Origin of the sequence: Micromonospora sp. NPDC085948 (assembly GCF_040686315.1) — a bacterium.
GTDB lineage: Bacteria > Actinomycetota > Actinomycetes > Mycobacteriales > Micromonosporaceae > Micromonospora.
In genome coordinates, this window is the sequence record NZ_JBFBJW010000001.1 from 716,476 (window position 1) to 729,704 (window position 13,229).

General features: G+C 69.2%; 14 protein-coding genes and 1 tRNA gene. 5 read left to right on the forward strand and 10 right to left on the reverse strand.

The window, feature by feature from the left end; all coding sequences use genetic code 11:
* The first annotated feature begins 33 nt into the window (after nucleotides 1–33).
* Genes AB0O48_RS03515 through AB0O48_RS03525 form a run of 3 tightly spaced genes read left to right on the forward strand, consistent with a single transcriptional unit; the run spans nucleotide 34 to nucleotide 3,156 of the window.
* Entirely contained in the window at nucleotides 34–783 is a 750-nt protein-coding gene (locus AB0O48_RS03515) for an ATP-binding cassette domain-containing protein (protein WP_365062619.1), read from the forward strand.
* A gap of 47 nt (nucleotides 784–830) precedes the next feature.
* Nucleotides 831–2,348, forward strand: coding sequence for an ABC transporter permease subunit (locus AB0O48_RS03520; protein ID WP_365062621.1), 1,518 nt, complete (start codon nucleotides 831–833; stop codon nucleotides 2,346–2,348).
* A 13-nt stretch (nucleotides 2,349–2,361) separates the two neighbouring features.
* Nucleotides 2,362–3,156, forward strand: a complete 795-nt coding sequence (locus tag AB0O48_RS03525; RefSeq protein ID WP_357572073.1) for an ABC transporter permease — start codon at nucleotides 2,362–2,364, stop codon at nucleotides 3,154–3,156.
* Nucleotides 3,157–3,434: 278 nt separating this feature from the next.
* On the opposite strand, the gene AB0O48_RS03530 is transcribed toward AB0O48_RS03525, so the two are convergent.
* The 5 genes from AB0O48_RS03530 to AB0O48_RS03550 form a co-directional block, all read right to left on the reverse strand.
* On the reverse strand, nucleotides 3,435–4,676 hold the full coding sequence (locus AB0O48_RS03530) for an MFS transporter (RefSeq protein ID WP_357241020.1): 1,242 nt from the start codon (nucleotides 4,674–4,676) through the stop codon (nucleotides 3,435–3,437).
* A gap of 267 nt (nucleotides 4,677–4,943) precedes the next feature.
* Nucleotides 4,944–5,019 (reverse strand) — tRNA-Arg (locus AB0O48_RS03535).
* Between the two features lie 424 nt (nucleotides 5,020–5,443).
* On the reverse strand, nucleotides 5,444–5,899 hold the full coding sequence (locus AB0O48_RS03540; protein WP_365062624.1) for a SitI3 family protein: 456 nt from the start codon (nucleotides 5,897–5,899) through the stop codon (nucleotides 5,444–5,446).
* A gap of 14 nt (nucleotides 5,900–5,913) precedes the next feature.
* Nucleotides 5,914–6,324 (reverse strand): hypothetical protein, encoded by a 411-nt coding sequence (locus tag AB0O48_RS03545; RefSeq protein WP_365062626.1) that lies wholly within the window; start codon nucleotides 6,322–6,324, stop codon nucleotides 5,914–5,916.
* Between the two features lie 185 nt (nucleotides 6,325–6,509).
* Nucleotides 6,510–7,037 carry a DUF6244 family protein gene (locus AB0O48_RS03550; RefSeq protein WP_365062628.1) on the reverse strand — a complete coding sequence of 176 codons (528 nt, stop codon included), beginning with the start codon at nucleotides 7,035–7,037 and terminating at the stop codon, nucleotides 6,510–6,512.
* Between the two features lie 244 nt (nucleotides 7,038–7,281).
* On the opposite strand from AB0O48_RS03550, the gene AB0O48_RS03555 reads away from it, so the two are divergent.
* Nucleotides 7,282–8,136, forward strand: coding sequence for a hypothetical protein (locus tag AB0O48_RS03555; RefSeq protein WP_365062630.1), 855 nt, complete (start codon nucleotides 7,282–7,284; stop codon nucleotides 8,134–8,136).
* A 157-nt stretch (nucleotides 8,137–8,293) separates the two neighbouring features.
* Here AB0O48_RS03555 and AB0O48_RS03560 read toward each other — a convergent pair whose 3' ends face one another.
* From AB0O48_RS03560 to AB0O48_RS03570, 3 genes are all read right to left on the reverse strand, one after another.
* Complete coding sequence (locus AB0O48_RS03560; RefSeq protein ID WP_365062632.1) at nucleotides 8,294–8,728, reverse strand: NUDIX domain-containing protein; 435 nt, start codon at nucleotides 8,726–8,728, stop codon at nucleotides 8,294–8,296.
* A gap of 231 nt (nucleotides 8,729–8,959) precedes the next feature.
* Entirely contained in the window at nucleotides 8,960–9,871 is a 912-nt protein-coding gene (locus tag AB0O48_RS03565; RefSeq protein WP_365062634.1) for a GNAT family N-acetyltransferase, read from the reverse strand.
* A 76-nt stretch (nucleotides 9,872–9,947) separates the two neighbouring features.
* Complete coding sequence (locus AB0O48_RS03570; RefSeq protein WP_365062636.1) at nucleotides 9,948–10,418, reverse strand: NUDIX domain-containing protein; 471 nt, start codon at nucleotides 10,416–10,418, stop codon at nucleotides 9,948–9,950.
* Between the two features lie 90 nt (nucleotides 10,419–10,508).
* On the opposite strand from AB0O48_RS03570, the gene cutA reads away from it, so the two are divergent.
* Nucleotides 10,509–10,844, forward strand: coding sequence for a divalent-cation tolerance protein CutA (cutA, locus tag AB0O48_RS03575; protein ID WP_365062638.1), 336 nt, complete (start codon nucleotides 10,509–10,511; stop codon nucleotides 10,842–10,844).
* A gap of 88 nt (nucleotides 10,845–10,932) precedes the next feature.
* On the opposite strand, the gene AB0O48_RS03580 is transcribed toward cutA, so the two are convergent.
* Together AB0O48_RS03580 and AB0O48_RS03585 are read right to left on the reverse strand one after the other, a co-directional pair.
* The gene (locus AB0O48_RS03580) at nucleotides 10,933–11,847 is read right to left on the reverse strand and encodes a PfkB family carbohydrate kinase (RefSeq protein ID WP_365062640.1); all 915 of its coding nucleotides are present in this window, start codon (nucleotides 11,845–11,847) and stop codon (nucleotides 10,933–10,935) included.
* Nucleotides 11,844–13,223 carry a helix-turn-helix transcriptional regulator gene (locus AB0O48_RS03585; RefSeq protein ID WP_365062642.1) on the reverse strand — a complete coding sequence of 460 codons (1,380 nt, stop codon included), beginning with the start codon at nucleotides 13,221–13,223 and terminating at the stop codon, nucleotides 11,844–11,846. The genes AB0O48_RS03580 and AB0O48_RS03585 overlap by 4 nt, the downstream gene beginning before the upstream one ends.
* Nucleotides 13,224–13,229 lie beyond the last annotated feature (6 nt).

Below are 13,229 nucleotides of genomic sequence, written 5' to 3' on the forward strand. Positions count from 1 at the left end.
CGCTGTTACGGCGCGCGCCGTAGAACCGAGCCCATGGAAACCACCATCGAGGTCTCAGACCTCCACAAACGGTACGGGCGCACCGTCGCCCTGGACGGCATGTCCTTCACGGTACGGCCGGGGCACGTCACCGGCTTCGTCGGCCCGAACGGCGCCGGCAAGTCCACCACCATGCGGGTGGTCCTCGGTCTCGCGGCCCCGAACGCCGGCACCGCGCTCGTCGGCGGCGTGCCCTACCGGACGCTGCGCCGGCCACTGACCCACGTGGGGGCGCTGCTCGACGCCGGGGCGCTACAGCCGAGCCGCTCCGCCCGCAACCACCTGCTCTGGCTGGCCCATTCGCAGGGCTTCGCTGCCCGGCGGGTGGACGAGGTGCTGGAGCAGGCCGGGCTGGGCGAGGTCCGCCGCCGCAAAGCCGGCGGCTTCTCCCTGGGCATGCGGCAGCGGCTCGGGATCGCCGCCGCGCTGCTCGGCGACCCGCCGGTGCTGATGCTGGACGAGCCGTTCAACGGCCTCGACCCGGAGGGCATCGTGTGGATGCGCGGGCTACTGGGGACCCTCGCCGCCCAGGGGCGGGCCGTGCTGGTCTCCAGCCACCTGATGAGCGAGCTCCAACACATCGCCGCGCACGTGGTGATCGCCGGCCGGGGCCGGGTCCTCGCCGACACCACCGTGTCCGAACTGCTGGCGGCGACACCGGGGGGAGGCGCGGGCTCGCTGGCGGACGCCTACTTCGCGCTGACCCGCGACGCGGTTGAGTTCCGCGGGGAGGTGGCCCGATGAGCGAGCGTGCGGGCGAATCAGCGTCGGAGCGTAGCGGCGGTGGCGGCATGAGCGACTTCGGACGACTCGTGCGGGCCGAATGGACCAAGTTCCGGACGGTCCGCGGCTGGGTGCTCGGCATCGTGGCCGCGGCCGTGGTGACCGTGCTGCTGGGGCTGTACGTCGCGTCGAACAGCCTGTCGTCCTGCTCTCTGGGGACTGTCGAGGTCGAGTGCCCGACGCCCCCGGTCGGCCCGGACGGCGAGGCGGTGCGGGACAAGTTCTACTTCGTGCACCAGCCGCTGGCCGGGGACGGCGCCATCACGGTACGGGTGACGTCGATGACCGGCCTGATCACCTACCCGCCGCCGAATCACAACGAGATCGTCCCCGGCCTGGTGGAGTGGGCGAAGGCCGGCGTCATCGCCAAGGACGGCACCGCCGAGGGATCCCGCTATGTGGCCCTCATGGTCACGGCCAAGCACGGCGTGCGGATGCAGCACGACTTCATCCACGACACCGCGGGCAGACCAGGCGCCGTATCCGCCGACGCCCCGCGCTGGCTGCGGCTGACCCGCGCGGGTAACACGCTCACCGGAGAGGAGTCGACCGACGGCGCATCCTGGACCAGAGTCGGCACCGCGACGCTGGCAGGCACCGTCCAGATCGGCCTCTTCGTCACCTCACCCAGTGACCTCACCGTGGATGGTGGTGTCGGAGGCGGGACCGCCCAGGCCCGGCTGGCCAAGGCGACCGCCACCTTCGACAACGTCGGGCTGACCGGCACCGCGCCCGGCGGCGACTGGCTCCGCGACGACGTCGGGGCCAAACCGAACCTGGACGGCGTCCCGCACCACCCGGGCAGCGTCGAGGAGGCGGGCGGCGTCATGACCCTTTCCGGCAACGGCGACATGGCACCACTCACCGGCGAAGCCGGGCCCGCTGTCCCGCTTGTACTGATCGGACTGGTCATCGGCCTGATCGTGGTGATCGTGGTGGCCGCCCTCAACGTCTCGACCGAACTCCGGCGGGGCCTGATCGGGATGACGCTGCTGGCGAGCCCACGGCGGGGTCGCGTCCTGGCGGCGAAGGCCGTCGTGCTCGGCACCGTCACCTTCGTCGCCGGGACGGCCGCGGCCGCGCTGGTCATCCCGCTCGCCTGGGACCTGCTGCGGGATAACGGCTTCCGGCAGCCGGGGTTGCCGCCGCCGACCATCGCGCGGGTGGCCGTCGAGGCCGGTCTGCTGGTTGCCGGCACGGCGCTGCTCACCCTGGGGCTCGGCGCGTTGCTCCGGCGCGGGTTGGCGGCGGTCGGCATCGCCGTGGCGGTGGTGGTGTTGCCGTACCTGGCGGTGATCATCGGCGGCCTGCCGACCGCGGCGTCGGAATGGCTGCTGCGGCTGACCCCCGCCGCGGCCTTCGCGATCCAGCAGGTCACGCCCGAGTATGCGCACGTGGTGGCCAACTACACACCCGGGTCCGGCTACTACCCGCTGCCGGCATGGGGCGGCCTCGCCGTCATGGCCGGGTACGCCGCGCTGGCCCTCGGCCTGGCGGCCGCACGGCTGCGCCGGAGCGACGCGTGAGCGAGGAGCGAGCTTGCGAGCCCCACAGCGAACGCACCTGGGGCACGGCGTGAGCCGGGCGCTGCACGCCGAGTGGACGAAGCTGCGGACCGAGCCGGCCGCCTGCTGGCTGCTGCCGTGCCTCGTGGTGGCGACGGTGCTGGTGAGCCTGTTCGCGGTCGCCGCGGCGAGCTGCAAGGTGGGTGGATGCGGTGTCGATCCGGCGGCGCTGAGCCTGGCCGGGGTGCAGTTGGGCCAGGCTGTCGTCGTGATGCTGGCCGTGCTGGCGATCGGCGGCGAGCAGGGCACGGGCCTGCTCCGCACGACGTTCACCGCCGCGCCCCGCCGGATAGCGGTGCTGGCCGCGAAGGCGGTCCTGATCGGCGGCCTGACCCTGGCCGCCGGGACCGTCGCCGTGCTCGGCTGCGTGGCCGCCGGCCGGGCGATCCTGCCCGGCAACGGCATCGCCGCGCCGTCGCTGGCCGACGGTCCCACGCTGCGGGCGGCCGTCGGGTCGGTGCTCTATCTGGTGCTGATCGGGCTGCTCGCGCTCGGCGTCGCCGCCGCGATCCGAGACTCGGCGGCCTCGGCGGGGGCGATGTTCGCCCTGCTCTACACCGTGCCGCTCGTCGCGGCGGTGATCAACGACCCGGAGCTGCAACGGACGCTGCGCCGGTTCGCGCCGATGACGTCGGGCCTCGCCATCCAGGCCACCACCGACCTGGACAACCTCCCGATCGGCCCCTGGGCGGGCCTCGCCGTCCTGGCCGCCTGGTCCGCCGCGTCCCTACTCCTCGGCGCCCTCCTCCTCCACCACCGCGACCCCTGACCCGCCCCTCCCCGCGACCGTAGGCCCCACCGAGCAAGAACTCCTCTCGGCGATCAAGGACTTATTGGACTCAATTGGAGTCAAAGCACAATGATATGTCCGATTGAATGCCCCGGGGTGGTCCGCAGAGCATCCACGGGCACTCCAGAGGGCCGACGGTCGGCGGCAGGCAGATCCGCGACATCGGTGTCGGCCCGCGAGAAGCCTGGCGAGTGTTTAGCGCCGACCGTCCACTTCCTTTGATTCTGCGCCCTTAGAAGAGCTCACCGAATCCGTGGTCACGATCCTTGGCTGGAGCAGGAGCGGGCGAGTTCGTCCTCGACGAACGCGGGCTTGGCCAGCGTGAACGCCGGGATGACCGCCACGAGGGCGACGGCGAGCAGAAACAGCAGCGGCAGGGTCCATCCGCCGTTCACGTCGTGCAGCAGCCCGACGAGCAGAGGACCGAGCGCGCCCAGCGCGTACGCGATCCCCTGCGCGAAGCCGCTCAGCGCGACGGTGCCGCCCTGGGTTCGGGTGCGTACGTTGACGAGTACGAGGCTGACCGGGAACAGGATCGAGCCCGAGCCGATGAGCAGCACCCAGAGCAGTGTGAGTGTCGCGGGCGCGAGCAGCAGGCCAAGGTAGCCGAGCACGAAGCTGGCGGTACCGGCGGCGATCAGCCAGCTGACAGAGCGCAGCCGCGCGACGAGCAGGGGTGCGATGAGCGCGATGGGGGCGCTGATGATGCCGGTGACGGCGAGCAGCACACCGGCTTCGGTCGGCGTCGAGCCAGCGATGTCGCCGAGGATCTCGGGCAGCCAGGCGAAACACGCGTAGGTAAGGATCGTGCTGGTCGAGAAAACGACGGTGATCGACAGGGCCACGCGTGACCGCCACAGTCGCGTGACGAGGGTGGTGGGCGGGGACTCGACGGCGTCGGCGTCCGAGAGTCGTCGGCGGCGCTCCCGCGTGCTGATGACGAGCCACGGAACGAGCGCCACCACCGAGGTCGCCGCCCACATGCCGAGCGAGAACCGCCATCCGACCTGCTCGGCGACCGGGGAGGCGACCGCCGCGGGCAAGGCCGTGCTCACTCCCAGGATGCAGACGTAGATGGCGGTCAGCAACGCTATCCGGTCGGGGAAGTAGCGCCGCACGATCGGCGGCAGCAGCACATTGCCGATGCCCGTGCCGGCGAGCGCGACGACGCTGCCGACGAGCAGCACCGCGTAGCCCGGGGCGGCTGCGCGCACGAGATGGCCGAGGGTCATGAGCAGCAGCGCCAGCACGATGCCGCCGTCGAGGCCGATGCCGCGGGCGACGCGCGGCGCGACGAACCCCGATACCGCCAGCAGGATCGGTGGCAACGTGCCGAGCAGCCCGACGCCGATGTTCGAGATCGGGATGTCCGCACGGATGTCACCGAGGATCGGCGACATCACCGCAACCGTCTGGCGCAGGGTGAGCGCGACAAGCACGATGCCCAGCAGCGCGGCTACGCGTCCCGCCCATAAGGTAAGGGGTCTATCCGCAGACATCTCCTTACCGTAGTGCTCCCGGCGGGATCGTGATCATCAGGGTTCGATGATTCTCAGCGCTCACGGCGAGGCGGTTGACGGCTTGCGAGGGCTCGGTGGATCAGGCTGACTCAGTCGTCGCCCGCTGACTTTGCCGGCGGGCTCGGCACACCTGAGCACCTAGCAGCCCCACGGAGACTCGCAGAGAAGTGCTAAGGATGTCGGCTTCTTGCGGAAGTGGTGAGGCCACGCCCGGTGCCAGATCAGGGAGGTGATCTACGTTTTGCCTGGTGCCCCCGGCAGGATTCGAACCTGCGACACACGGTTTAGGAAACCGATGCTCTATCCCCTGAGCTACGGGGGCGCGAGGGCACAGTCTAGCGACCTGGGGGTTCACCTGGGGTGGCAGGGAGTGGCCCGCGTTCACCCGCGTTCCCCGGACCCGTGTTGTCGCAGCCCAGGAGCACACCCGGAGCACACGAACCCCGGGTTGCGACCGGCGGTCGGCCACGGTGACCCGCGTTGGCACCGGTTCACCCGGGTTGGCATCCGCTGGAGAGCACACACCGCGCACATCACCGAAGATCATGTGGGGCTGCCCGCTCCCCCGGCTGGGCGCCGCCTCCCACGGGAGATACGACCAGGTCGCCATCAGCCGCGCGGCGGCCGGGTCGTCGTTGTCGCGGGCCAGGTCCGTCGGGTTGTCGAGGAAGACGACGTCGACGTCGCGCACGGACGACGGGTCGAAGCCGCGTCGTTCGTCAGCGGGTCACCCGCGCTCGGCTGGCTCATGGGGTGATGAGGTCGTCTATGCCGTAGTGGCTCCACCAGGTAGGCCGATGTCTGCGGAGTTCGCCTGCGGTGCGGGTCAGCAGAAGCCAGTTGCCGTTCTGGACCAGCGCCGCGTCCTCCTGCCGGGCGGCCAACACACGGGCGACGGCCTGCATCATGTTCGGAATCCCCTTGTCGACCAGGTCGTCTGCCCGCATGGAGAAGTCGATGTCGACGTACGTCTCCGGCTCCCACTCCCAGCGGGCACCGTCGTCGGCCTCGGCATCGAAATAACCCTGGCTCCCTGAGGAGACGGTCAGCGCGTACCCGCGGGTGTCGTAGAGCCGAGCACTGAACAGCCGCGGGTTGGTGCCGCTCGGCCTGGGCTTCTCGGCGGCGTCCACCGCCACGAGATCAGCCACGTGGTCCAGGGGCAGGTCACCCGCCAGGGTCAACCTGAACTCGACAGCCATCTCTGTGCCTCTCCTCAGTCTCGGCGGGCGATCTGCACGATCGCGCCGCTCGGCGTTACCGCGACGAGTTCTTTCAGCCTCTCGACGGGCCAGGTGTCGAACTGTGTCCGCAGGGCCGCGAGGTCTCCGTGCCAGTCGTGCAGGTTCAGCACCACGCGTTGGGTCTGCTCCTTGTCGACCTTGGCGCGGACCTCGCTCCAGACGCCCCGTACCGGCTTGCCGAGAGTGGGCGAATAGCAGTCGAACACGTGACCTTCGATCAGGTAATCCGGGTCTTTGTTCGGGTTGCCGGAGTCGCCGGTGCGAAGCCGGGCGTCGGCGATCTCCTGCCTGGTGGGGTTCTGGTGGACCCGGTAGCTCTTGCTGGCGACTATATCGGCGCATTCGTTCTCGAGTTCCAACGGACGTCGCCCTTCGTCGTCCAACCGGGGTGGAATTCTGGTTCTCGGACCGGTCGGCGTCCCGCCCGAGACACCGGTTGGCTGTCTGGTCCAGGGCGTGCCGTAGCCGTGTTCAGCGGATGTGGCGTCGCCGGCGGCATGAGGTGTCGACGGCGGGTCGCCGTGCTCGGAAGGGGTAGGGCTGGCCGGTAGGTGACGGCCAGCCCCTGTCAGTTTCCCGACGACCCCAACTGCCGGGCCTGCGCGATCGCCGCTTCGACGGCCTGCCGGGCCCCGCCGGTGCGCTGAACGACCAGCACCAGGACCTGCTTGATGCCGTCCAGGGCCTGCAGCAGCGGCCCGGGCTGCCCGCCCTGCAGGACCATGGCGACGAGTTGCTGCGCCTCACCGACTCCGGTGATGACCCCGGTCGCCGCGTCACGAGCGGCGTCCACGGCGCTCTGCACGGGCGCCAGCCCGGCGATCGTCTCCTGGGGGGTGGCTTCGTTCGGCACCGCCGCAGTGGCCTTCGTCGCCTCACCAATCGAACCGGCGAGACTCCCCAGGCCGCCCTGGATGCCCGTGATCGCGTTGCGCACCCGCGCCACACCCGCCGCCACGGCGACGAAGCCCGCGCCCGCGGCCCGCAACGCCACCTCCTGCGCCTGACTGTCGGCGGCGGCTGCCAACCCCTGCGCGCGTTCGACCCCGGTCATCAACGCGCGGAACTCACCGGTGATCGTCTCGATTTGCGACACGTGGCCGGCACCCCAATCGATGAGAGCGAAAGTGCTGGACAGCTGAACCTACCGGGCTCCTTGTGAGGCCACCAGACACGGCGAGGCGGTCGGCACCGCAGACAGCCGCCGCGATGCGAGTAGTCGCGAGGGGCTTCCGGTCCAGATTCCAGCTCGTGGGGTGGGGTCTGTGGCTGTCGTGTCCGGCTGTCGACGTGTCAGCATCGACGGGACGGCGGTGCGGGTGTTCGCGTCGGGAGGCTCGGTGGGTAATCGCAAGCGCAGTGGCCGTCGGCAGCGGCGGGAGCCGATCCGCCGGATGATCCCGCCCACCCGCGTGCCCGGCAGCCGGCGCCCTCACCGCCCGGACGAGACGGCGCTGATGCCGAAATTTGAGTACAGCCCGATGTTCGGACGGCTCGTCGACGCGCCGGTGGAGATGGTGCCGCTGCTCGCGGTCCTAGCCGTTCTGCACCAGGCGCAGAGCGGCATGCCGGTGGGTACCTGTGTCCCGACGAGTCATCAGGTCAGTGGGGCGCTGCGGCACCTTGGCTTCGAGGCCGAGGCGGTCGCCGCGTACGCCTCGCTGTACCGGGTGACCGACACGTTTACCGAGGTGTCCGAGGTCGGCGTGTGGAAACGACCGCCGGTCGTCCATGCCGATGGCACCACGAATGGCCACATGGTTGTTTGGACGCCGTCGTTCGCGCAGCTCGTGGACGCCACCCTGGTGCAGGACCCGCTTCTGCTGGCCGCCGCCCAGGTTGATCCGGTCTACTCGACGCCGGTGTTCGTCGAGGTTCCCACCGACCGGAGGGAGTTTTTCGCGGCTCGGCCCGTCGCCTGGCTCGACGATCACCTGTATGCGTCCTGGGTCCTGCTGCCGGAGTGGACCCGGCTGATGGACCCGGTTCTGGCAGGGGAGGCCGGCACGGTCGTGGAACTCGGCGCACTCGGTCTGGCCACCGACGCGCTCCGCCTCATCGCGGCCGTCGCGGAGGAGCGGGATCTGAGCGCGATGCTGGTCCAGTGCCCGCGGCTCGGGGCGCTGCTCCGAGGTGAACACCAGCTACCGGAGTTGCCAGTCGAGCCACCGCCGCATCTTGCTTCAGGGGTGTAGAACGTTCCGACCGGCCTGCATCCGCACCCGGGTCTCGCGGTCGTCTCACAACGCATGGCGGGATATTGGTATGACGGCATTGCCAATGATCAGGAAATGCCGCTGGCGCACTTCGGTCCCATAGCCGCGCATTGCCAAACTCGCGATGTACACCCGATCACGAACATAGTTTGGCCAGGAGAGCACCCTGGCCAGCCTGCAGGATATGCGCAGCCTTCAACGGTATCCAGAAACACTCCAGGTGGGTGGGTTCCTGGGTACCGTCGTGGTCTTCCTGACTAGCCCACCGCTCGGGCGTTGGCCCTACGAGTTCCAACTGAAAGACGTGACGGTACTGAATCTCGAACCGGAGCGGTGTGATGTCGTACTCAACCTCCCCCAGCTTGCGGACAACGCGAAAGCCCGTCAGCCCGGTCTCCTCGCGGGCCTCGCGCAGCGCGGCGTCCTCCGGCGCCTCACCTACACGAACGGTGCCTCCCGGCACCTCGACGCCCACCTGCTCATAGCTGTAGTCGGTGTGACGGAAGACGAGCAACCGCCCCTCTCGCACCACGTAGCAGAGAACCTTATCCACCACGACCTTCGCCACCATATGATCTCCCGTATTGGCATTAGCAAAACAAGGGCAGCCCGCGGAAAATGCGGCCTAGCCGCACGGCTCCCGACAATAGGTAACAGGGTGTAACTCATGGACAGGCTATTGGACTCTTATGGATACCAGGCGCGCAGGCCACGAGTCCATCGGCGATGAATATTGCCTATCTCGCCAACGGTGCGGGGCGGGCATTGGTCGACCATGACATCGCCGTGGGCGCCATTCCCGTCAGCGGACGATGACGAGGTTGGCCATGTCTACCACCGGCCGGTAGCCAAGCGCGGCGTAGATTTTGTTCGAGGTTGGGTTTGCTTGATCGGTGTACAGGCACACCCGCGCACCGTCGGCCTGGATCCGCCGGGAAACCTCGGCAACCGCGTTGCTGGCCCATCCACGCCCGCGCTGGGCTGGTGGCGTGTACACCGGACCGATGCGCGCGACCCCGAACGATGGAGGGCTGGCACCGGTGAGGTGCACCCGCTCTCCAGTCCCGTCGACCCAGAACCACAGATGCCCGGCCCGCAGTCGGCGCAGCACTTCCGCACGGTCGGGCACCTCATGTGCGCTGGTACCGCGTCGGCGGCCCGCCTGTTCGTCAGCGTCGCCCACGAACTCGCCGAACCACTTCATGACCAGCTCGACGTCCTTCTCGACCGCTAGCTCCAGGCTGCCAGGCACTGCCGCCGGACGAGCCAGCTTGCCGAGTTCGTGCAGCCGCGTGTGCTGGTTGACCTGGACCCTACCCCCGCCGAGCCGGGTCAACTCGGTGGCGCACAGCGCAACGGCAGGAACGGCCCCGTTGACCGCAAGGACCTCCTCCCCGCGCTCGTGCAGAGCGCAGGCCAGGGCCACGGCCGCCTCGTCGGGCATCGGCAGCAGGAACGGCGGATAGGGTGCGAACGGCGCCGCTCGCATACCGGCGCCGACGACCGTGCCGGATGCACCCCTAACCACCAACCACCAATTGCGGTCGGGCTGCGCGATCCCATCGGCTTGCAGCGCCAGCAGCCGGTGCGCGACGGTGGTCACGACCGTGCTGACTACCGGGTCGGCGGCCAGATGATCGCCAGCTACCGCGAGGAACTCGCCCGGAGTCTTGCAGAACTGCAGGCGCGGCGCGGCTACCGAGGTTGCGCTCATCTGCGCAACCTAACCGTCACCACGGGCTATGGGCACGGGATTTTCCGCGTCATCAAGGTGACACGCCCCTCCTTGCTCAGCCGATGTACGGCGTCGCCCGCTCCTTGAGGGCATGGTCGATACGCAGCCGCATCGAGGGGTGGATATCCAAGTGGTTGAGCTGGGCGGGGTTCACCCAGCGGACCTGACGCGACTCGCTGGAGGTCGTCAGTTTCCCGCCGACGGGTCGGGCTGTGAAGCAGATCGAGAACTGCTGGCGTACTTCACCGTCGTCGTAGGCCATCACGTGGTGGGGGCTGGTGTAGATCCCGACCAGGCCGGTGACCTCTACCTCGATGCCGGTTTCCTCGCGTACCTCCCGCACCACCGTGTCGGAGACCGACTCGCCGATGTCGTGACCACCGCCGGGTAGTGCCCACAGGTTGTTGTCAGTGCGGTGGATCATCAACAGCTCACCGCGCTGGTTACGCACTGCCGCCACAACCGACGGCACCACGCTGTTGGCAGCTGGCGCATTGGGGTCGTTGAAGTAGTCACGGCGCGCCATCCGTCATCTCCCGTCGAATGCAGCTACCAGCGCATCGATATCGCAGTGAGCTCCGCCCAGCTCAGCTGCCTCCTGAGTAGTGTCAGCTTCATGAATGAGGTCCTGTATGTCTACACCGCTGCGGGCAGTCTGGAGGTCGCGCGGCGGTTGGTGCAGGGCGCAGTGCAGGAGCGGTTGGCGGCTGGTGGCCAGGTCGTGGGGCCGGCCGAGTCAGCCTTCTGGCATGAGGGGTTCTTCGGCACCGGCCAGGAGTGGCAGGTGGTGCTCAGATCCAGTGCCGGAGCGTATCCCGAGTTGGAGAGCTACCTGAGGAAGCATCACGAGTGGTCCAACCCGGAGATCGTCGCGCTGCCAGTGGTCGCTGGCTCACGGCCGTACCTTCAGTGGGTGCGCGGTGTCACCGAAACCGCCGGTGAGGGTGGATGACGCGGCTGCCCTACAATGTAACGCCCACAGGTAGACCTTGTCTCGACGCTCGATTGAAGGTGAATGGCAGCGGCTGAGCAGCCGCACTTCATCGAGGGTCTCCGCGAGGCGAGTTGGTGTGTCGGATGTGAGCGCCGCTGTGCCCGACGGTGTGGGAGCCGGCGTGCACAGCGGTGGTGATGGCGTCGGGTAGCGGGGCGTGGCGGGCGAGATCCAAGGCAAGAGAGCCGAGGAAGGCGTCGCCAGCTCCGGTGGTGTCGACGACCGGGACGGCAGGTGCCGGCACGGTGCCGGATCCGTGGGGATCGGTGAAGGCTGCGCCGTTGGGGCCTGCGGTGACGACGACGGTACGGGGGCCGAGGCGTTGCAGCGCGGCGGCGGCGTCGAGCGGGTTGCCAATGGTGGTGCGCAGGATCGCGGCGGCTTCGTGCTGGTTGACCACGAGGACGTCGAGTTCCGCGAGCAGCCGGGGGTCGAGGTCGGGGTTAGGGACGAGATTGCCAACGACGATCGGTGCGCGGCGGTGGCTCAGCAGTGTGGTCACGGGTTCGGGTGGTAGGTCGAGCTGCACGATCACGGCTTCTGCGGCGAGGCCGGCGGTGGCGCGGTGGATATCGTCGGTGGTGAGTTCAGTGGCGGGTGAGAGGGCGAGGGTGATGTAGCTTTCGCCGTCTGGGGTCACCTCGATGATGGCCGCTCCGGTGGTGGCGTCGGGGACGAGCCGGACGTGGCGGGTATCGACGCCTGCGTTGGTCAGTGCTGTGGTGATCTGGTGGCCCCAGGTGTCCGCGCCGACGTTGGCGATCAGGGCGGCGCGCCCGCCACGGCTGGCGGCAGCGATGGCCTGGTTAAGGCTCTTGCCTCCGGCATTGACGGGTAGAGCCGAGCCGACGGCGGTGCGGCCGGGTCGGGCACGGTGGGGTACATGGATGGTCAGGTCGATGTTGGCCCGGCCGACGAAGGCGGCATCGACCCTGTCTCCGACCCCGCTGCTGTCGGTCACGAGCTCGCCGCGAAAGCGGCCAGGGCGGCATGCAACTGCTGCACTGCGGGCTCGGTGGGAAACACCGCGAGCTGACGGCCCGCGATCGCGACCTCGCGTTGGATTCGTGCCGATCGGGTGAGGTTGGCCAGGTTGAGCGCGGCGAGGGCAGAGGCAGCGGCTAGCTCGGGTTCATCGGCGGCAGCGTGGGCGACGGCGGTACGCGCCAGATAACGGCCCCGTTCCCGTCGGTACGTTTCCGGCCACGCGTCGAGAGCCTCACCGAAACACCGGACGGCGGCGCCGGGGCGGCCCAGCCGAAGCCAGCCCTCGCCCTCCTGCGCACTGATATATGCCGTGGTGCAGAACGCACCGAGCCCACCGCCGTCCGTTCCGGTGGCCGCAGCGAGGTGGTGGGCCTCGTCGATGGCGGCCCGGAACGAACCGGCGTCACCTTCGACCGTGTGCCCGTGGGCGCGCTGCACCGCCGCGAACGCGCGCACCTGCTCTCGCGTGCTGCCAGCGCGCTCGGCGGCACGGGCGAGCCCGAGTACGCGGTCCTGGTCTCCGGCGTCGCTGGCCCGCTGCGCCATGCGAGCGAAAACGTAGGCGGTGAACTCCATGTCGCCGGCCTCGTGGGCCATGGTCAGCGCTTGGGCGAGCCACCATTCGCCGGCGTCCCGGTCGCCCATATCGTCGCTGAGCCAGCCGGCGAATTCTGCCCACCGGGCCTCGGTACTCAACAGCGCGTCGCGCAGGCTGCCTCGTGCGGCTCGGCGGTAGTCGGCGATGTGACCGAGCTGCTGTCGGGCCGTGGGGAGGATCGCCGCGGCGCCGACCCGGTTGTCGGATTCCACGAGCACCGACCGCAGTGCCGCAAAGTGCTCCACGACGGCCGGATCAACTTGCGCCGCCCGTGTCGCTGCGGGCTGCGGTTCCGCACTCGACAGGGACGCCACCACACTGCCGGGGACCGCCTGCAGGAGAGACCGGCGGCTGACCTGAATGTGCCGTCCTCGCCCGTCTGCCACAGTCATCACGATATCCGCTTCCCCTGCGGGCTGGCCGCTTGAGCCAGTCACCAGGGTGGTGCCGGCTGCGGTCAGAGCGGTGGTGAATGCTGCTGTTCCCCTGGCCCGGCGGTACTTCTGTTCAATGGCCGCGACCCGGTCGTACCCGGCGGTGAGTGCGCCGTCGGTGTCGAGGACCTCGTCACAGCGTTTCCAGAAGGCCCGGTCCGGGTGCTGGCGTCCGACTTCGGTATTCGCGATCGTGCTGCGGCCGGTGAGGATCCTGGGCGCCAGTGAGTGCTGGGTGTGGCCAGCCGCCTTGCGGTACGCGGCCAACTGCTGGCCGAGCGCGCGCCACGCTTCGCTTACGTCGTGCGGATCTGCCACCGCCGC

Bases quoted from the DNA above. Each gene is read 5' to 3' on its own strand.
- AB0O48_RS03520 (WP_365062621.1), top strand. From the start codon at position 831: ATGAGCGACTTCGGACGACTCGTGCGGGCCGAATGGACCAAGTTCCGG.
- AB0O48_RS03540 (WP_365062624.1), bottom strand. From the start codon at position 5,899: ATGGCTGTCGAGTTCAGGTTGACCCTGGCGGGTGACCTGCCCCTGGAC.
- AB0O48_RS03565 (WP_365062634.1), bottom strand. From the start codon at position 9,871: ATGAGCGCAACCTCGGTAGCCGCGCCGCGCCTGCAGTTCTGCAAGACT.
- AB0O48_RS03570 (WP_365062636.1), bottom strand. From the start codon at position 10,418: ATGGCGCGCCGTGACTACTTCAACGACCCCAATGCGCCAGCTGCCAAC.
- AB0O48_RS03515 (WP_365062619.1), top strand. From the start codon at position 34: ATGGAAACCACCATCGAGGTCTCAGACCTCCACAAACGGTACGGGCGC.
- AB0O48_RS03530 (WP_357241020.1), bottom strand. From the start codon at position 4,676: ATGTCTGCGGATAGACCCCTTACCTTATGGGCGGGACGCGTAGCCGCG.
- cutA (WP_365062638.1), top strand. From the start codon at position 10,509: ATGAATGAGGTCCTGTATGTCTACACCGCTGCGGGCAGTCTGGAGGTC.
- AB0O48_RS03560 (WP_365062632.1), bottom strand. From the start codon at position 8,728: ATGGTGGCGAAGGTCGTGGTGGATAAGGTTCTCTGCTACGTGGTGCGA.